Below are 19429 nucleotides of genomic sequence, written 5' to 3'. Positions count from 1 at the left end.
AATAAAAAGGCCGCGCTGTAAAAAGTGCGGCCTTTTTATTTTACACGGTTGTATGATAAGAAAAGCGGGTATCATATACAAAAAACGAAAGAGGTCTGGTTTGATGAACATAATGGCAATCGGAGATGTTGTAGGAACTTCTGGCTGCGAAATCCTGAGAAAGCGCCTTTCATCGCTTAAAAAGCTGTATAAAATTGATCTGTGCATAGTCAACGGTGAGAATTCAGCAAATGGCAATGGCATTACGCCCGAATCAGCCGAACATATTTTCGCCAGCGGAGCAGATGTCATCACAACGGGAAACCATGTATTCAAACGCCATGAAATTCAAGATTACCTTGAGGAAAAACCATATATTATAAGACCCGCAAACTACCCTTCCTCCGTCCCGGGAAGGGGCTATTGCATAGTCGATATGGGAAAATTCAGGGTTTGTGTTGTAAACCTCATGGGAACGGTTTTTATGGACGCCCTTGCAAATCCGTTTGAAGTTATGGACGATATATTGAGCAAGGTACAAGACGCCTTTATAATCGTAGATTTCCATGCTGAGGCTACATCGGAAAAAAGGGCTATGGGGTTCTACCTTGATGGGAAAGTCAGTGCCATTTTTGGAACACATACGCATGTCCAAACCGCAGATGAGCAGATTCTTCCAAATGGAACAGGTTATATTACCGACATCGGCATGACAGGCCCTTCCCTTTCCGTCTTGGGGGTCGATCCTAAGCTGGTTATTCGACGTTTTGTTACAAAAATGCCAGTAAGATTTCAAAATGCTACAGGCCCAGCCAGCATGTGTGGAATAATTTTGTGCATAGATGACAAAAATGGGCGAACAATTTCTATTGAAAAAATTTGTGTTGAATAAATTATTATATGCCAACTATTGAAAAATATATCATAAAGTTATAAAATATTGATAAGGCGTTTAAAAATGACAATTAACCAGGAGGGGTATTATGGAAATCATCAAAGTTTCATCCAAATCTGCGCCCCACGCAGTTGCAGGTGCTATTGCTAATGTTGTCCGTGAAAAAACAATGGCAGAAATACAGTCAGTAGGCGCCGGAGCAACTAACCAGGCAATAAAATCTATTGCCATTGCTCGTGGTTATCTCGCCCCCTCGGGAATCGACATTGTGTGTGTGCCGGGGTTTGCAAATGTTGATGTGGGCGGAGAGACTCGCACAGCTATGCGTTTAATTGTCAAGTCAATTTAAACGCATAAACCAGCCTCGAGCGGGGTGTTAGCAAACGCTTTCACCTCGCTTTTTTTGAAAATAATTTTTTTTAATGTGTTATATTATTCAGCAGCAGTTAGTAAAAATGACATCGGTGGCGGAAGTTGACAAAGCCCGTACATAGGAGGTATTGACAAATGATTGCAATCTATGCTCGGCAAACAAAAAATGACCCTAATGGCGACAAACAAATTGAACTTTGTTTGCGAGAGTGTACCGGTGAATACGCGCCCTTTATCGAAAAACCGGTTGACAGCAAGAGTAAGGAAAGGCCGGCTATGCGGAGCCTGATACAAGCAGTTGAGCGTGGAGAGATAGAGAGGGTTGTAGTTTACCGCATTGACTTAATGTTCAATACACTGACTGAATTCAGCCATCTGTGGAATGTTTTGCAACAAGCCAATGCAGAATTTACTTCAGTAAGTGAAAATTTCGACACCTCAACTGAGAAAGGCAAAGAAATCCTTAAAATAATGATGGAATTTGCCAGAATCGAACGTGAAAATATCGGCAACCGCATAAGGGACAACTACCGTGAACGGGCTGAAAAAGGAATATACCCTGGTGGGCCAGCGCCTTATGGCTTTACAATAGAACATACTGTCATCGACGGAAAAAAGGCATCCATACTTGTTCCAAACAGCAATATTGAGGTTGTCCAAGAAATATTTGAGCTATATTCGCAGGGCGAGATTTCACTTGGAAAACTTGCAGCATATTTGCATGAAAAAGGCGTGCCGGGAATAAAACGTTCCGGCTGGGATAACGTTTCAATATCACGCATACTTCACAACCCCGTATATGTAAAATCAAATGAAGACGTCTACAATTACTACAAAGAAAAAGGGACAACGATATATAATAGCAAAGAGCAGTTTAACATGGGAAAAGGTTGCTGGTTGCTTGGCAAACGATCGCAAGACCAGGACAAAGAGCAAAACGGTGAGCTTTTGGTTGTTGCCCGTCATGACGGGGTTATTTCCCCGGAAGTATTCTTAAAATGTCAACGGCGTTTAGATGCAAACCGGAAACTCAAAAACACAGGCAACGGAGCTTATACATGGCTTTCAGGACTTGTAAAATGCGGATACTGCGGTTACTCGATGCAGGCGGTCAGCGCAAATGGTGGCAAATATGTATATCTCATCTGTACCGGAAAAACAAATTTCAAAGTTTGTCGAGCAAAGTTCAGAAGTCCGCATGTTGAAGCTGTCGAGCCTTATGTTGAAGAAAAACTTAACGAGCGCCTTATTGAACTGAGAAAAAACAGAAAAACTAAAACCCGAGAAAACATAGAAGTAGAAAAGCTCAAAAAAGAACTAAATGACATTGAAATGCAAATTAATAATCTGGTAAATAGCATAGCAATGGCAAACGACGTATTAATAGGCTATATAAACGCAAGAGTAAAAGAACTGGATAAAAGAAAATCTGAAATACTAAATTATCTGAAAACTAACTTTGAACGTTGTCATTCAATGGAACTTCCTTCATCAGACTTTTCAAGCCTTTCATTTGAACAGAAAAAGGACGTAGCAAAAGCTTTGATAAAGAAAATTTCACTTACAAAAGGCAACATTGATATAGAATGGGCGCAAATATAAACCGTTATGTAAAGAAAAAAAGCCGCTGCAGAATTTATTTTTGCAGCGGCTGCTTTATTGCCGAAATTGTTGTTTTATATTATAAAATGACCTGAAAATCGTCTACATCAGAAATTACAATATTTTTTCCTTGTGCCTTTGCGTCGTAGAGCAGTTTATCTGCCCTTCTGAACAGCGTCGTACGTGTGTCGTTTTTGCGGAATTCTGTAACGCCAAAACTGCATGTCACGATATTATCTAAGCCAAAATCATATTCGGAAATAAGAGTTTTCAACCGTTCGGCGATTCTATTTGCTTCATTAAGCCTTGTGGACGGAAGCAGCAGTATAAATTCCTCGCCGCCCCAACGAGTAAGTATGTCTGCGTTACGTTTGTTACTTGTAACAATGGTAACTATAGTTGTAAGGACCCTGTCGCCGGTTAAATGGCCGTATGTGTCGTTTATACGCTTAAAATCGTCTATATCAAAAATAATTAATGAGAATATTCGTCCAGTCTGCCGTGCCTTGTGTATCAACTTGTTTATATCTTCATTGAATTTGGCCCGTGTATAGGCGCCGGTCAAGGTATCGACATTTATAAGCCTTTTCAGCATAATCGTATCATAATACCTTGAGCGCTTCAAATATCCTTTGTGGTATGCGTTCAGCGAATTTATGGCGAAAAATACAATAATACTTGCAAATCCGAAAATATTGGTGTTTCTGTCTAAAAGAAGATCCGGTTTTATAGCGCAATATACTGAAAACGCGATTATAAGGAGGAATGAGGATAGTAGAGAATTTAGCCATCTGTTGGGAATCATTGAATAGATTGTAATTATCAAAGATACTTCCAGGCACATTACCAGAAAGTTTTTATCACCGCATACGATAAGCTTTACGAAATAGAATCCTATAAAAAGCAGTTCCGTTGCATTAATTATGAGATAGTAAGAGCGAAAATTCTTAAACCTTCCCAAAGTCAGGAAGAATACAACGAGAAGTGCTATGAAAACGGCCCATACTGCAAGGACGGTAATAAATGAATTAGTTGTAAACAGGTCATCGTCTAACAAACAGAAAAAAGCGACTAAAATCAGCCCTACGATGATTAAAGGAATCAAGTAAAACTTGAATCTTGAATATGTATGATTTTCATACGCTAATTCAAAATCCTTATTATTAAAAACACACGCTGCATTTATCTGCTTTCTACTAGTTGCTTTCATATCCTTTACCCGCGGGATTAATAATCCCTAACACGTCATACATTCGCTGTCTTTAATTCAACTTCATTTGCAATGTTCTTCCTCAATAGCCTTACAAGCCGTGGCCTGTTATAGCGCTGGATTATAATGTACGGAAGGTTTAGGACACACGCCAGGAGGAACATTATTATCATCGTTGTTACGTTGCTCCAAAAGACGAAAAACAGTGTTGAAAGAATTATCATCCAGTGCGTAAATTCTGATTTACAGGATTCCATCAGAAAAACTGATAGATAATCTTTGTTTGACCCGGCGAGGTGCTTTTTGTTAAAGCGCCATTTCATAAAGTCGCTGATATCAGGGAGTTTGGTTTTCCACTTCTTGACTCCGAAATATGTATCATAGATCCTTCCGTGGTTTTCCCATTTTCGTTCGCGGTACATCCATTTTTTATAATAAAACAGCCTGTCAGGGAGTTTTTCGCAAATGACTGTCATAGCCAAAGATATAAGTATAAAAACAAGCAGACTTACTCTGAAAAACTTTATTCTGACTACACAGACCAAATTTCCCATTGCAATCCCTTCTTACTTCTCATTTACTCCAGTTAGGATATTTATGTATAATTTTGACTGCTACTATCATATAAGTATTCCGCATTAATTATGTAACAGAAATTAATGTATATATTTAATTTTACGCAGCCCCGCTAAAGGCAGCAATTTCGGCCAAAAATCTTGGCACATGAAAGCGTCACATAAAAAGCATGGTATAAATTTCCGCCGGAAAAAGGATTAACCCTACACCGGCGGCTAAAAAACAGCGAAAATAGTCGATTTGAATATATTTTATTACGAAGATAATTATTTGTCAATTAAACTCCACTGCATTATTTTAAAAAATTATGGTTCGCAGCCTGTGTAAATGCTTATGGTATAACAAATCACAGGTTAAGGCCTATTCAATACAGCACAAAAAATTTTTACCCTAAATGGCTAATCTTGCACTAATGATAGCACAAATGCGACTGATTGGGAATATCGCAGTTCATCTCTGCGTCCATAGGCTTGATAATTTAATCAAATGTGATATAATTATAGTAACAAACCGAACCTTTATTGTTGACATTGACAATATACATATATTTAACTCGTCAGGGACAAGCATCCTACTCCAAAGGAGTTGATTATATGAAGATAATCATTACAGGCAGAAAAGTCACTGTAAAAGATGCGTTTAAGGAGAGGGTGGAAAAAAAGCTCAACAAGCTCGACAAGTTTTTCGATGAGGACGCGCTGGCCTACGTCACAGTAAGTGTCGAAAAGGAGCGGCAGACGGTTGAAGTAACCGTCAAATACAAAGGCATGATTTATCGTGCTGAGGAAACCACAAAGGATATGTTCAATTCTTTTGATAACGCCGTTGATGCGCTGGTTCGGCAGATTAATAAGAACAAAGCGAGACTTGTTAAACGGCTAAGAGAGGGTGCTTTTGAAGGTGAAGAAATCGGTCCGGAAGAGGATTACGGCGAAATTCGCGTAAAGCGCTTTTCCGTAAAACCGATGAGCGTTGATGAAGCAATACTTGAGATGAACATGCTGAATCACGAATTCTTTACATTTTTGAATGAGGAATCGGATAATATATGCGTTATATATAAAAGGCGCGGCGGAGGATACGGTGTACTTGAACCGATCCTGAATAAATAACCGAAAATTTAACGGGACTGCCTCATGGTTTCTGAGGCAGTCCCGTTTTTTGTACGGTATCTAATTTCAAAACCTCAACTTTATGCGCTATGTATATCCTTAACGAATTACTCTAAAGATTGCCAGAATAATAAGAAGTATGCCGACAGCAAGGCGGTAATAGGCGAATCCTTTCATTGGCTTATGTTTTATGAAGTCCATGAATTTCTTGACAACAATCAAAGCAACAATGAATGAAACGACGAAACCAACAATTAATGAGCTGATTTCAAGCCCGCTTAGCTGTAAATCAGAAGTAATAAGGTCTGCACCACTGGCACAAATCATTGCCGGGATTGCGAGAAAAAATGAAAATTCAGCGGCAACCGGCGATGAAAGACCCATTATCCAGCCGCCAATTATGGTTGACGCTGAACGTGAGAATCCAGTCCATACGATAGCAAGACATTGAAATACGCCTATTGCAAATGCCTGCTTGTAACTTACATCTTCAAGCCTTTTGCAGGTGTGATTTTTGCGGTAGCGCCACTCAGCATACAGCATCCAGATAGCGCCGACAACAAGTGCCAGCGAAACCGGGATAGGCTTCATCATGTACCTTTCTATTACATCATCGAATACCTTTTTATCGAGGATACCTATGATGCCTGCCGGGATCATCGCTATTATAAGACCTGTCCACAGCTTAAAGCCAAAGCCGCCGGGTTTAAGCGTTTTCAACGAATTAAGAATCTTTTTGCGATAAAGAACAATAATGGCGAGAATCGCGCCAAGCTGAATTACGACTTCAAACAGGGCTGTAAATTCACTTGAAAAACCGTTTTTACCGCTGAATCCTATAAGCTGGTCAACAATAATCATATGCCCTGTTGAAGATATCGGAAGGAATTCAGTTATACCTTCCACAATTCCCATGAGAACGGATTTGAACAGCATCCATATTATAAAAGCCATATAATTCTCCTATCAATATTTTTTTGCAAGTACTTTATTATTCTATATGAATTTACTGTTATTTGCAAGGAAGTGAAGGAATTTTATTTCTTTTCGGTGCTAAAAATTTCTGAAGGCATAGGCAGGAAACAAATTTTAAGGGGCAATTTATATTAAAAAAGCAAGGCAGTATTAAGAAATAAGGCGCTGCCGCGGCTGCGTTTTTGGAAGCGGCAGCAGTCGGGCAGGGTTGAAACAGCATAGAATATTAAAAAGAATATTTCACTTGAGTGGCCAATTTCAGTGCCATAATAGGCAGAGCATAATGTTGACATAATTTAATTGCAATGTTATAATAACCCTATATAAAGTAAAAGCGTTGATGGGGACAGTAGTGCTTGCAGTCAGTCACAGAGAACGGCGCCGCGTGAAAAAACGTGTGCTGGAAGCGCCCGGCTGTAGCTTGCATGAAGACCACCCCGGAGTGCGCGCCTGAAATTAATTAAGGCGTGACGGCCAGCTCCCGTTAAAGGCTTTCATTGAGTGGCGTCGAAAAGCGGCGCAACATGGGTGGAACCGTGGGGTTATAATACCTCACCCCTGATTTTATTTGGGGGTGAGGTTTTTATTTTATATTTTATAAAAAAATCTTAATCGGATTTTGCTATCACAGGAACATTTATATTGTATTAATTGATTTAGAGGTGTAGAACATGATAAAGGTGACATTAAAGGGCGGCGATGTACGCGAATATGAAGCGGGAACGCCTGCAGAAAGCGTTGTAAAATCACTGGGCGCAGGCCTTTATAAGGCGGCCTGTGCTGTCTTGATTGACGGCGAGTTAAAGGACATCCGTACGGTACTTGACAAAGACTGTACTCTTGAAGTCCTGACTTTTGATGATGAGAGAGGCCGCAGGGCCTTCAACCACACCGCGTCCCATATTATGGCCCAGGCGGTAAAGCGTCTTTTCCCAGATGTCAAGTTGACAATAGGGCCTGCCATTGAGAACGGTTTCTATTATGATTTTGATACTGAAAAACCGTTTACGCCGGAAATCCTCACTAAAATCGAGGAAGAGATGAAGAAAATCGTCAAGGAAAACCTGCGCATTGAAAGGTTTGAACTGCCGGTTGACGAAGCCATAAAACTTATGGAGGAAAAGAACGAGCCTTATAAGGTCGAACTTATAAAAGAGCACGCCTCAAAGGGCGAAAAGATTTCGTTCTATAAACAGGGTGAATTCACCGAGCTTTGCGCCGGCCCGCATATACCGGACACAGGAAGGGTGAAGGCCTTTAAGCTGATTCAGTGCACCGGCGCTTACTGGCATGGCGACTCCAAGAACAAGATGCTTCAGCGCGTTTACGGAATAGCTTTCCCGAAGGCATCGCAGCTTGAAGAGTACCTCAACATGCTCGAAGAGGCTAAAAAGCGCGACCACCGCAAGATAGGCAGAGAACTGGATTTGTTCGACATCTATCCGGAAGGCCCCGGTTTCCCGTTCTTCCTGCCGAAAGGCATGGTTCTGCGCAACACTCTGGAGGATTTCTGGCGCAAGGAACACGTAGCTCATGGTTATCAGGAAATCCGCACGCCGATGATCCTCAGCGAAGAACTGTGGCACAGATCAGGCCACTGGGATCATTACAAAGAGAATATGTATTTCACTAAAATAGATGAGGGCGATTACGCGATAAAGCCAATGAACTGCCCGGGTGGCATGCTTGTTTACAAGCGCAAAATGCACTCATACAAGGACTTGCCGATCCGCATGGCGGAGCTTGGCCTTGTTCACAGGCACGAGCTTTCCGGCACATTGCACGGCTTAATGCGTGTGCGCTGCTTTACGCAGGACGATGCCCACATCTTCATGACGCCGGAGCAGATTGAGGACGAAATAATCGGCGTAATTGACCTTATTGACCATTTCTACAAGGTATTTGGCTTTGACTATCACGTCGAGCTGTCGACCCGCCCGGAAAACTCGATGGGCAGCGACGAACAGTGGGAAATGGCGACCAATGGCCTTAAAAACGCTCTTGAACGCAAGGGTATTGAATATAAGATAAACGAGGGCGACGGCGCATTCTATGGCCCGAAGATTGACTTCCATCTGACCGACTGCTTAGGGCGCACATGGCAGTGCGGCACAATTCAGCTCGACTTCCAGCTTCCTGAGCGCTTTGAACTCGAGTATACTGGGGCGGACGGCCAAAAGCACAGGCCTGTTATGCTCCACAGGGTTGTTTTCGGCAGCATTGAGCGCTTCATAGGTATTCTGACAGAGCAATATGCCGGCGCCTTCCCGGTTTGGCTCGCCCCTGTTCAGGTTAAGGTTCTGCCGATAGCCGACCGCCACAACGAATATGCTTATAAAGTCTGCGATACGCTGAAAGCGGCGGGTATCCGCGTTGAAGTTGACGACCGCAACGAGAAAATTGGTTACCGCATCCGCGAGGCGCAGCTTCAAAAGATACCATTTATGCTCGTTTTGGGTGACAAGGAAGTTGAGAGCGGTTCAGTTGCTGTGCGTGCGCGCAGTGAAGGTGACAAAGGCTCAATGTCCCTCGACGCTTTCCTTGATATGGTTAAAGAAAAAATAGATACAAAGAGCCTTTCATAATTCTGTTGCAGGCAGCCTTATGAGGGCTGCCTGCCTGCATATTGAGCCTATAACTTATCATAAGTATGTGATTATCATCGCTGATTTTTTCGCAGAACTGTGTTAAAATTATTTTAAAGCAAGCTGCTTTTTTACTAATGAATATAAATATGAAAACCTTTAAACGCAGCGTAAAAAAATTGTGCAAAACCACAGGTTTTTGTTCTTATGTAAACCACACGGTTTATCAAAAAATCAACAAAATGCGCCCCTTTAGCAGTTCCTTATATTTACAAGATTCCCTTTTTGTTAAGCAAATGAGCGGGCCTAGTGTTGTTGAAAACTATGTTGAAAATGTTGAATACTCTAAGTATAGTGATAAAATTCAACAGCAATTATGTAAATGTAATGGCCACGAAATATGAACTTTGGGATAAGAAAAGCAGGAAGGTCGTTTTTCCCGCAATACATTAGGGTGAACAGCGGGCAGCCGGGCCAATACTAAGCTGAGAGGAAGGATGGTTACATGAGCAAAAATAGGCAAAACAAACATCGTGGGCTGAAGGGTAATGGGCTGCTTACTTTTGTTACCGTATTGCTCGGATGTGCAGTTATTGTATCAATTTTTGCTTTATATAAAAAGGCGCCTATTATGTTAATAGCGAGCAATTCCGAGGCATCAAGTGGGGCGTCGTCCACAGTGTCATCACAGACTGACGAATATATACAGAATGATGAACTTACACAGCCGAATGAATCTTCACAGGCTGTATCTTCATCATCCCCCTCATCCCCCTCATCCTCTGAGGTATCCAAGCCCTCAGCTTCATCCAGCTCAACTTCAAGTGAAAGCAATACTCCTGTTGACCTTAGCAAGGCAGTATTTATCGGCGATAGCCTGACGGACGGGCTGTCTATATACGGCGGTATAGACTCCGGAAGGATTTTCTATACAACCGGAATGACTGCCAGTTCGGCTTTATATAAGGAAATAACCATAGAAGGTAAAAGCCAGACCGCTGCCGATTTTGTCGCGGCTAAAAAACCAAAGAGCATATACATAATGCTCGGTTCAAACGATATTGTTCAGGGCATTTCGGCAAAAAAGTTCCAGTCATATTACGAAAAGCTCGTAGACAAGATAAAGAGCAGCAGCCCAAATTCAAAAATCTATCTGGAATCGATATTGCCGGTAACCGCGAAATATGAAGCGAAGTCTACGAAATTGACCAATAAGAGGATAGAAAGCTTCAACGCCGCCATTAAGGAGCTATGCGCAAATAAGGGTGTCAACTACTGCGACGTCGCGTATGCACTGAAAGATTCTGACGGCACGCTTCTTTCAGATTTAAGCTGGGATGGGTTCCATCTCAACAAAGCGGGTTATGCGAATTGGATTGCGTATTTGAAAAACCATTAATTTTTTGCGGCTGCGGCTGTCGAAAACGCTCGTTTTCGGCAGCCGCTTTTTATTGTAAAAATATATTTAAAAGTTTTTTTCGCCTGGTTTATTGCTTTGTATTAATGCACACAAATCGTACAATATTATACGCTTCTTTTAACAAAATGCTGAAAATAAATTTTATTTACAATTCGGCGTCAGTACTATTGCAATTTTGAAGAGCATATATTATAATGATAATCGTTATCAATAGTGTGTAAAGAGGGTGGCAGCATGAGGCGAAATGCTGAGAAAATTAAAAAGAGCTCTAACCTGTTTAAACCCGGGCATGCCTTTATTGTAAAGGCGGTTGATTATAATAATGAAGCCGGCAAGCAGCTTATCGACATGGGCATTACACCCGATACACTTATATATATAGACCGTGCGGCGCCGCTTGGAGAGCCGCTGGTTGTCAAGGTAGGAGACTATAAAGTAGCACTGAGGAGCAAGGATTTATCTGCTCTTGAGGTCGAATGTGCAGACGAGGTAAAACCAAATATGACAAAGTTGGCGGAAGCCGTATAAAAAGCCAGATTCGCATTGCGGATTTGGCATATTTATTCTAAGAATGAAATTGCGAACTCGCTTAAAATATACGTCACGTAATTGGTTTAAATAAGCCATACGGTTGAGAAAAGAGGTAATTTATGAAACTGGTACTTGCAGGGAACCCTAACAGCGGAAAGACTTCGCTGTTCAATGCACTGACCGGCAGCAAACAGCATGTCGGCAACTGGCCGGGGGTTACTGTTGAGAAAAAAGAGGGGTTTGTCAACATAAACGGGGAGCGGCATACAATCGTGGACCTTCCCGGCATCTACACGCTGGACGCGGACACAATTGAACAAAAAGTTGCGAGGGATTACATTTTTAACGGAAAGCCCGATTTAATAATAAATATTCTCGACGCCACCAATCTTCGGCGCAATCTTTATTTCACGCTCCAGCTTCGTGAATCCGGTATTCCTTTGATAATAACGCTGAATATGATGGACGAGGTAAATAAAAGCGGCGTTAAAATTGATATGGATAAGTTGTCCAGAATGCTTGGCGTTCCTGTTGTCGGCATTTCAGCATCAAAAGGAACCGGAATTGATGAACTCTTTAATACGATAGATAAGTTTAAAAATAAAGAGATAAAAATTGAGCCGTTCTGCTTAGGTTGCAGCAATTGCACTAAGTGCAAATCAGGCGAATTTCGATATCATTTTATAGACAATATCATCGCAAACTGTGTCATAAGCACTAAGCATGATGCGCTTAATGAGACAACAAGCAAAATCGACAGATTTGTTTTAAATAAATATTTGGCATTTCCTATATTTTTTGTTATAATGTTTTTAGTTTTCTTTATAACTTTCGGTAACGCTGTGACGAAAGTTTCGGATGGTATTGACTATCTGCTCAATACGCTGCTTTCCGGTGCGATAAGCAGTGGGCTTGAGTCGATAAATGCCCCGCAGCCGTTGATTTCAATTATCTGCGGCGGCATTATTCCCGGTATCGGGACGGTTATTTCATTCTTGCCGCAGATAGCAGTTCTCTTCTTTTTGATGTCTGCACTTGAGGACAGCGGTTATATGGCCCGAGCGGCTATAATGATGGACAGGGTCTTTGCTTCGATGGGCCTTTCGGGAAGCTCGTTTATCCCGCTTATCATGGGATTCGGTTGCACTGTCCCGGCTGTGATGGCCTGTAGGATACTCCCGACGGAGAAAGACCGGCGCATGACCGTTTTGCTTACGTCATTCGTCTCGTGCAGCGCCCGACTTCCCCTTTATGCGTTGTTGGCGGGATTGTTTTTCAGAAAATATCAGGGTGCTGTAGTTTTTTCAATCTATGTTCTCGGCATTGTTGTCGCAGTGCTCGTGGCTTTTATTCTGAACAAGACGGTTTTCAAAAAGAGCAACGCTCCGTTCATCATGGAGCTTCCGCCTTACCGTTTGCCCAACGCGCGCAACCTTTTAATGCACACATGGGAAAAGGTCAAAGGGTTTATCATAAAAGCCGGTACGGTTCTGTTCACCGCTTCTGTAATTCTATGGTTCCTGCAGTCGTTTACACCGACACTTTCACTCACAGAAAATCCGGAAAATAGTATAATAGCTTATATAGGCCGTTTTTTGGCCCCGATATTTATACCGCTCGGCTTCGGCAACTGGAAAGCCGTTACGGCTCTTCTGAGTGGCCTTGCCGCAAAAGAGATGGTTGTCTCAACGTTCTCGGTGCTGTCCGGAGCACCTGGCAGCGCTGCCGAGCTTCAAGCAGCGGTATCCCAGCTATTCACTCCTCTTACTGCATATGCATTTATGGTATTTGTATTGCTTTATACTCCCTGCATTTCGGCCATTGCAACAATGAAAAAAGAATTCAATTCATTGAAATGGACCGCAGGGACGCTTGCAATTGACTTTTCAGCCGCTTGGATTATAAGCTTTCTAATTTATAATGTGGGGAGGCTTTTCGGATTATAAAATAGGGCTAATCCTGTGGCGGAAGATGTCACTGCTCTATTTTATCCGTCAATAAGTTTGAATAAATGCTGCCGCCCTTTCGGGCAGCGGCATTTCCCATATTATCATATGGCGCGCATGCGGCGTACGGAGGTTATTATGAATACTCAGAATAAAGAAACAAGAAACACAAAACAAAAAAGATTGATACTCGACTGTATAAAAAGCAGCAACGGGCGTCATATGAACGTTGAAGAAATATATAACAGCATAAAAAAACATGACGAGCAAATAAGTATTCCGACAATCTACCGCAATCTGCGAATACTCGAGGAACAAGGCGTTGTCAAGAAGGTCTATACATCTGATGACTCTCCGTCCTTCTATGAGTTGAGCGACAGCGACGAGCATGCACATCATCATCTGATTTGCAGTGAGTGCGGCGCTATCATCGATTTCGAGGAAGACCTTCTCGATTCGCTTGAAAAAACAATAGAAGAAAAAACAGGCTTTAAAATAAAGGACCATCGTGTTGTATTTTATGGGCTGTGCAAAAAATGCAGTGAAAAAGAAAATAAATAAAAGAAATACCCCGCATAGTCTTCTATGCGGGGTAAAATTTTAGCGGAACCATTATGCAAATCACGCCAATTCATGCTGGCATTTTCATTAAAATTAAATTGAAACGTGTTTATTAAGGGATGGACCCTTCAAAATTTTACCGCAATATGTTTTCTGCAAACGCTGTAAAACAATTTCTTCTTCAATCAGTTTTTTTAATGTGTTGGCTATGGTATCTTTGCTGACATTGTTGTTGGCGCTGACATTTGCAACAGTGTTTGTAAATGTCGGTATAAATGTCGGACTAACCTCATTTTCTCGTATATAGTTGATAATTAGATCCCTGCAATAGTTTTCATTTTTTTCAACATTGATGTCAATTTGTTTGTTGACTTGTGACGTCTCATCTTTTATGCCGGTAGGGTATACTATTTCAACCCAGCTTGCCGAATTTCTCAGTTGTGTACTCAGTGTTCCGGCAACTGCGTAAATACCGACAACTTTGTCTTTAAAATTTTTAAGGAAAGCGGCCACATTTGAAAAATGGCCGTCACCCGAGAATATGATATATTGCTGAATCAAATCATTTCTTATAACTGTCTGATAAATTCGGTCCAGAATTATAAAATCGGTGTAGTCCTTTTTACTCTCTAAATTTGCACAGTCTATGATATTGCTTGTCAGGGTACGCAGTTTTAACCTGTCCTGTGCGATCATTTTATTGTTTTCAAAATCACCGAAAATATAAATATCATCAATTAACCCTTTTGTTTTAAGGTTTTTAAACCAGCCTGTGACATCCGTTTCCGCATTAAATTGATTATGCAGTCCATAAAACCACGATTCATAATCGACGAAAACGACAGTCCTCAAAGCGCTGTTTTGGTCACTCATCTATTCAACCTCTTATTTCTGCCGGTGAATTAACGCGATTTGCAATTTTCAAGGTTCCACAATAAGGATATCATAAGTTAGCTGTATAATCAACCAAATTTTCAAAACAATTGAAACATAGTTGTTATATATGCGCAATTTGTAATCAATATTATTTTGCTTTACGACTGCAAATAATATGATTTGGAAGGGAAATTCCCTTCAAGTTACAAAACAGGGGTGTGAAATATGAAATTTAATATTTTAAAAAACATTCCTGACTTATATAAAAAGAAAGACAGAAACCTGTATATCGCCGAGTCAAAGCGGGCGCAGAAAGATTTCATGCCTGAAATGAGGTCGATGCGGCCTATAAGTAGAAACAGCACGGTTCTGAGCACAGGCTTAGAAACTCGCAACAAATAATTTAAGCGGCGGATGGAATTGTTCTGTCCGCCACTACCTAAAATGTCAACAAATGTCGCATAAATATTCATCTCTGTTTACACTGCGGCCTTATGTTTGATATAATAAATACTGTGATTATAAAAACGCGCAGACTTTGGAAGGCGAGTGAATAGATTGATAAAAAACGCCAAGCGTATTGTTGTGAAAGTTGGCACTTCAACGCTTACATACCCAAACGGAAAACTAAACATAAGACGAATTTCCCAACTTGTTCGTGTACTGTCCGACTTTAAAAACGAGGGAAAAGAGATTGTGCTTGTCACTTCCGGCGCTATCGGTGTCGGAACAGCAAGGTTAAAGCTCAAAGAGCGGCCAAAGGAGACCCGCATGAAACAGGCTGCGGCGGCCATCGGGCAGTGCGAATTAATGTATCTTTATGACAAACTTTTTGGTGAATATGGCCATATCACCGCGCAAATACTGATGACGCGCATCATAACTGACCGCGATAATACGCGCGTGAACCTTATCAACACATTTAATACCTTGCTGAAACTCGGCGCAGTGCCGATAGTCAATGAAAACGACTCAGTGGCCGTCGAGGAAATTGAATGTGATGATATAGCTTTCGGCGGCAACGATACGCTTTCAGCGGTGGTTGCAACGCTCATAGAGGCAGATGTGCTGATTCTGCTGAGTGATATCGAGGGCCTGTATGACAGCGACCCCCATAAGAATCCAGATGCAAAGCTTATCCCATGTGTAGATAAAATAGACGACTATATACGTTCGCTTGCAGGCGGTGCAGGTTCAAGCCTCGGAACAGGCGGTATGGTGACTAAGATTGAAGCGGCACAGATAGCAACGGAAGCCGGCATAGACATGGTTATAATGGACGGTTCAGACCCTCAGAAACTATATGATTTGTTTGAAGGCAAAAGTGTCGGCACTATCTTTCATGCAAAGCACTGAGAAAAACCAGCAGTAGTCTGCTTCTTTTATGGCAATAATATGTGTAGGTGTGCATATAATCTGAACTGATGACAGGGGGCTTTACAATGAATCTTGAAGAGATGGGCAGCCGCGCTCTTGTGGCGTCGCGGGTTCTCGCGTCTGCGGGTACGGCGAAAAAGAATATGGCTCTTGAATATATTGCGGACGCACTTATCGAGTCTGCGGGCAGCATTTTGTCGGCGAATGAGGAAGATGTAAAAGCAGCGAAAAATGCCGGAACCAGGGCTTCTATGATTGACCGGCTCACTTTGACGGAAGAGCGCATAAAAGGCATTGCCGACGGCGTCAGGAAGGTCGCATTGCTGGAAGACCCGGTGGGCAAATCTGACGGCGGTTGGCAGCGCCCCAACGGGCTTAAGATACAAAAGGTCAGGGTACCGCTCGGCGTTATCGGTATAATATATGAAGCGCGCCCGAATGTAACGGTAGACGCGGCGGCGCTTTGCCTCAAGTCAGGGAACGCATGCCTGCTTCGGGGCGGTCGTGATGCGCTGCGCTCAAACCTTGAGCTTGCCCGTATAATGCGCAAAGCCATTGCCAAAGCCGGACTGCCTGAAGACTGCGTTCAAGTTTTAGAAGATACGTCCCATGAAACCGCGCAGAAGATGATGAAACTTAACAAATATATCGACGTTTTGATTCCGCGCGGGGGCAGAGGGCTTATCCGTTCGGTGGTTGAGAATTCAACAGTTCCTGTCATTGAAACGGGAGCGGGAAACTGCCATGTTTATGTAGATGAATCGGCGGATATTGATATGGCGGTAAATATCATTTTCAACGCCAAAACATCGCGCCCCTCCGTTTGCAATGCGGCGGAAACATTGCTTGTTCATAAGAATATCGCGCGGGAATTCCTGCCGAGAGCAAAGGAAATGCTGGATAAAAAGCATGTGGAGCTGCGGGGCGACGAGCTTACAAGAGAGATTCTGGGCAACAGCGTCGTTCCGGCGACAGAAGAGGATTGGGAGACAGAATACAACGACTATATTCTCGCTGTAAAAACCGTCAGCAGTACAGACGAAGCGATTGCGCATATAAATAAATACGGAACAAGGCACAGCGAGGCTATTGTCACCGACAGCTTTGCGAATTCTCAGAAATTCCTGCGGGAAGTCGACGCCGCCGCAGTATATGTAAATGCGTCGACAAGGTTTACCGATGGAAACGAGTTTGGTTTTGGCGCCGAAATCGGCATTTCGACGCAGAAGCTTCATGCGCGCGGCCCGATGGGTCTCGATGAGCTTACAACCGTTAAATATCAGATAATCGGTTCCGGACAGGTAAGATGAAAAAATATTTTCATATGAATTCGGCTCGTCAGAATGGGCTTAATGCTGCAAGCTGAAGTGTCATGGAGGTAAAAATGACGGACGAAAAAAGCCAGGATAATGAAGCGAGAATAAAGGCACATAGGCGCAAGAGAAATGCAACGGCTGCTCTCGGCGCAGGGATATTGGTTTTAGCACTGGCTGGTTTTTGTTTTATAATGTTTTTCGCGGTCAAAGCAGGAGTGGCATATATAAAGAATTTCGTCGGGCTAGAAGAGGATGAGGCATACTTTGAAAAATATCTTGAGCCTGTCGTAATGTTTGACCCCAAACCATTTAATGATATATCTGAAGCAGACCAGGAGTGGGAGATTGAAACGGCAATCTGGGCTTCGCTCGACGAGAATGAAAAGAACGGCGCCTATGCGTCCACTGCGGACGGTCGAGAGATACTCCCTCTTAAGGATGTGGAGGCCAATTTAAAGAAATACTTCGGTATTGTAAACCCCAAATTCATGTCATTTTCAAACGGGGATTTTACATATGAGTATAATCGAAAAGGGCAGTGCTATTATATTCCGCTGATTGCCGTTACTTCATATTACATACCCGATGTCAAGAATATTTCGAGGAGCTTTAATTCTGTAACGCTTACCGTTGATTACAAGGAGGGCCAGAACTGGGGGCAAGAGGACGATACCGCTTCCTCCAAGAAGGCCACCGAAAAAACCGTGAAAATCGTACTTTCAAGAACACGGGGCAACTACAGGGTAAAATCAATACAGGAAGTTGGCTGATAATAAATTAAACGCCCAACCATTTTAGGATGGGCGTTTTTTTATTTGCAGAATACATGGTTGCCGATTCTCAGAAGAACCGGTCGCGACCAGATCCATGCACTCGTGGCAGTAGCGGGGTTGTAGTAATATATCGAGCCGTTTGATGGGTCCCAACCATTTAGAGCATCCTGCGCCGCCCTATATGCGGATTCGACAACGGGCTGATTGAATTGCCCGTCTTGAAGGCAGGTGAAGGCCCCAGGCTGATAGATGACCCCGGCTATTGTATTAGGGAAAGACGGGTGCTCTACGCGGTTTAACACAACGGCCCCGACTGCAACCTGTCCCACGTATGGTTCTCCGCGGGCTTCGGCCGATATAAGCCGCGCGAGCAGATAATAGTCGCTGCTGCTGTAATTTCCATAGCTGCTGTTTCCGGCCGGCAGCCCGAGGGCGCGAAGTGTTGCCGGGCCGACAATACCGTCAGGGGTAAGCCCATTTTTACGCTGGAATGAAATGACGGCGGATTGTGTTAATGGTCCAAAGATTCCGTCGATATCTCCAAAGTAGTATCCCCAGTTTTTAAGCCTTGTCTGAATTTGTACCACCTCGTTGCCGGTTGAGCCATAACTTGAAAGTGTCTGTACGGATTTTGTTTCAATTGATTTAGATATAAAAGAGAAAACCATAAAGGCAATTGATACTAATACCAAAGCAAAAGCGGTTTTAATAATATTGAGCCTAAGTGTCATTATTCTACTTTTCATAGTTTATCCCCCTTATAGAAATAATCTTTTCCATCTGGGGCTAAATTATCCATGTCTATTTGCACTATATAAAAATCTGATAGTATATTTATATATCAAGATAAAAGTTAAAGAAATATTAAAAACTGTTGACAGTGGGGAATGATTTTGATATGATAAATGAGCGCTCGGGAGAGCGGGCCTGAGAGGGCCTAAACTTAGGGCGCACACCGCACAAGAGGATACACAATTTGCCGCTTGCAAAGTTCAGTTTGATATGATAGGCTGAACGTCCTGCGGAATAGCAGGGAAGAGACGAGGAACTGGCAAGAAATTGTGTATTGACAAACGAAGCGGGATAAGATATAATAAATATCCCGCCGCGGAAAAACGGGCGGTGGAGAAACCGCGAGGAAGCACAGAAAAAAAGGTGTTGACAAACGGTTTCGAGTATGATATACTAAGCGCCGCGCCTCAAAGAGAGCGAGGCAAAAACCGCGAAGAAACGACAACAAGGTACTTGACAAGCGGAATATGGTATGATATACTTTCAATTACTGCCGCTAAGGCAGATGGGACCTTGAAAATTAAACAACGT

At 42.5% G+C, this 19429-nt stretch carries 19 protein-coding genes; 14 read left to right on the top strand and 5 right to left on the bottom strand.

The features are described 5' to 3' along the window. The first annotated feature begins 52 nt into the window (after window positions 1–52). From V6C21_RS04985 to V6C21_RS04975, 3 genes are all read left to right on the top strand, one after another. Window positions 53–871, top strand: coding sequence for a TIGR00282 family metallophosphoesterase (locus tag V6C21_RS04985; RefSeq protein WP_479268498.1), 819 nt, complete (start codon window positions 53–55; stop codon window positions 869–871). A 91-nt stretch (window positions 872–962) separates the two neighbouring features. Further along, the gene (locus V6C21_RS04980; RefSeq protein WP_034840110.1) at window positions 963–1223 is read left to right on the top strand and encodes a stage V sporulation protein S; all 261 of its coding nucleotides are present in this window, start codon (window positions 963–965) and stop codon (window positions 1221–1223) included. A 158-nt stretch (window positions 1224–1381) separates the two neighbouring features. Continuing rightward, the gene (locus V6C21_RS04975) at window positions 1382–2848 is read left to right on the top strand and encodes a recombinase family protein (protein WP_479268497.1); all 1467 of its coding nucleotides are present in this window, start codon (window positions 1382–1384) and stop codon (window positions 2846–2848) included. A 79-nt stretch (window positions 2849–2927) separates the two neighbouring features. On the opposite strand, the gene V6C21_RS04970 is transcribed toward V6C21_RS04975, so the two are convergent. Both V6C21_RS04970 and V6C21_RS04965 read right to left on the bottom strand, forming a co-directional pair. Next, window positions 2928–4058 (bottom strand): GGDEF domain-containing protein, encoded by a 1131-nt coding sequence (locus V6C21_RS04970; RefSeq protein WP_479268496.1) that lies wholly within the window; start codon window positions 4056–4058, stop codon window positions 2928–2930. Window positions 4059–4093: 35 nt separating this feature from the next. Then, window positions 4094–4612: a glycosyl-4,4'-diaponeurosporenoate acyltransferase CrtO family protein gene (locus tag V6C21_RS04965; RefSeq protein ID WP_045085273.1), complete on the bottom strand. Its 519-nt coding sequence runs from the start codon at window positions 4610–4612 to the stop codon at window positions 4094–4096. Window positions 4613–5227: 615 nt separating this feature from the next. Between V6C21_RS04965 and hpf the strand changes: the two genes are divergently transcribed. Beyond that, on the top strand, window positions 5228–5746 hold the full coding sequence (gene hpf, locus V6C21_RS04960) for a ribosome hibernation-promoting factor, HPF/YfiA family (protein ID WP_479268495.1): 519 nt from the start codon (window positions 5228–5230) through the stop codon (window positions 5744–5746). Window positions 5747–5845: 99 nt separating this feature from the next. Here hpf and V6C21_RS04955 read toward each other — a convergent pair whose 3' ends face one another. After that, window positions 5846–6688, bottom strand: coding sequence for an undecaprenyl-diphosphate phosphatase (locus tag V6C21_RS04955; protein ID WP_034840560.1), 843 nt, complete (start codon window positions 6686–6688; stop codon window positions 5846–5848). 704 nt (window positions 6689–7392) lie between these two features. Between V6C21_RS04955 and thrS the strand changes: the two genes are divergently transcribed. The 5 genes from thrS to V6C21_RS04930 all read left to right on the top strand — a co-directional run bounded on the left by thrS (window position 7393) and on the right by V6C21_RS04930 (window position 13764). Next, the gene (gene thrS / locus V6C21_RS04950) at window positions 7393–9306 is read left to right on the top strand and encodes a threonine--tRNA ligase (protein ID WP_479268494.1); all 1914 of its coding nucleotides are present in this window, start codon (window positions 7393–7395) and stop codon (window positions 9304–9306) included. A gap of 505 nt (window positions 9307–9811) precedes the next feature. After that, window positions 9812–10705, top strand: coding sequence for a GDSL-type esterase/lipase family protein (locus V6C21_RS04945; protein WP_034840097.1), 894 nt, complete (start codon window positions 9812–9814; stop codon window positions 10703–10705). A gap of 255 nt (window positions 10706–10960) precedes the next feature. Continuing rightward, window positions 10961–11254 carry a FeoA family protein gene (locus tag V6C21_RS04940; RefSeq protein ID WP_051492469.1) on the top strand — a complete coding sequence of 98 codons (294 nt, stop codon included), beginning with the start codon at window positions 10961–10963 and terminating at the stop codon, window positions 11252–11254. Window positions 11255–11376: 122 nt separating this feature from the next. Further along, window positions 11377–13203, top strand: coding sequence for a ferrous iron transport protein B (gene feoB, locus V6C21_RS04935; RefSeq protein WP_034840095.1), 1827 nt, complete (start codon window positions 11377–11379; stop codon window positions 13201–13203). Window positions 13204–13341: 138 nt separating this feature from the next. Then, window positions 13342–13764 (top strand): Fur family transcriptional regulator, encoded by a 423-nt coding sequence (locus tag V6C21_RS04930; protein ID WP_479268493.1) that lies wholly within the window; start codon window positions 13342–13344, stop codon window positions 13762–13764. A gap of 93 nt (window positions 13765–13857) precedes the next feature. On the opposite strand, the gene V6C21_RS04925 is transcribed toward V6C21_RS04930, so the two are convergent. Next, on the bottom strand, window positions 13858–14637 hold the full coding sequence (locus V6C21_RS04925) for an NYN domain-containing protein (RefSeq protein WP_479268492.1): 780 nt from the start codon (window positions 14635–14637) through the stop codon (window positions 13858–13860). 228 nt (window positions 14638–14865) lie between these two features. On the opposite strand from V6C21_RS04925, the gene V6C21_RS04920 reads away from it, so the two are divergent. From V6C21_RS04920 to V6C21_RS04905, 4 genes are all read left to right on the top strand, one after another. Then, window positions 14866–15042 carry a hypothetical protein gene (locus V6C21_RS04920; protein WP_479268491.1) on the top strand — a complete coding sequence of 59 codons (177 nt, stop codon included), beginning with the start codon at window positions 14866–14868 and terminating at the stop codon, window positions 15040–15042. 147 nt (window positions 15043–15189) lie between these two features. Beyond that, window positions 15190–15996, top strand: coding sequence for a glutamate 5-kinase (proB, locus tag V6C21_RS04915; RefSeq protein WP_034840089.1), 807 nt, complete (start codon window positions 15190–15192; stop codon window positions 15994–15996). Window positions 15997–16082: 86 nt separating this feature from the next. Continuing rightward, complete coding sequence (locus V6C21_RS04910; RefSeq protein ID WP_034840087.1) at window positions 16083–17327, top strand: glutamate-5-semialdehyde dehydrogenase; 1245 nt, start codon at window positions 16083–16085, stop codon at window positions 17325–17327. A 74-nt stretch (window positions 17328–17401) separates the two neighbouring features. Beyond that, a complete protein-coding gene (locus V6C21_RS04905) occupies window positions 17402–18103 on the top strand; it encodes a hypothetical protein (protein ID WP_479268490.1) in 702 nt (233 codons plus the stop codon). 41 nt (window positions 18104–18144) lie between these two features. Here the strand turns inward: V6C21_RS04905 and sleB are convergent, their stop codons facing one another. Beyond that, window positions 18145–18852: a spore cortex-lytic enzyme gene (sleB, locus tag V6C21_RS04900; RefSeq protein WP_479268489.1), complete on the bottom strand. Its 708-nt coding sequence runs from the start codon at window positions 18850–18852 to the stop codon at window positions 18145–18147. Window positions 18853–19228: 376 nt separating this feature from the next. On the opposite strand from sleB, the gene V6C21_RS04895 reads away from it, so the two are divergent. Continuing rightward, a partial coding sequence (locus V6C21_RS04895; RefSeq protein ID WP_479268488.1) for a hypothetical protein occupies window positions 19229–19429 on the top strand: 201 nt, incomplete at its 3' end.

Source organism: [Clostridium] cellulosi (assembly GCF_036762875.1).
GTDB lineage: Bacteria > Bacillota > Clostridia > Oscillospirales > Ethanoligenentaceae > Ruminiclostridium_D > Ruminiclostridium_D cellulosi.
The sequence above is the reverse complement of the archived record's forward strand: the minus strand, read 5'-3'. Positions and strand labels throughout refer to the sequence as shown.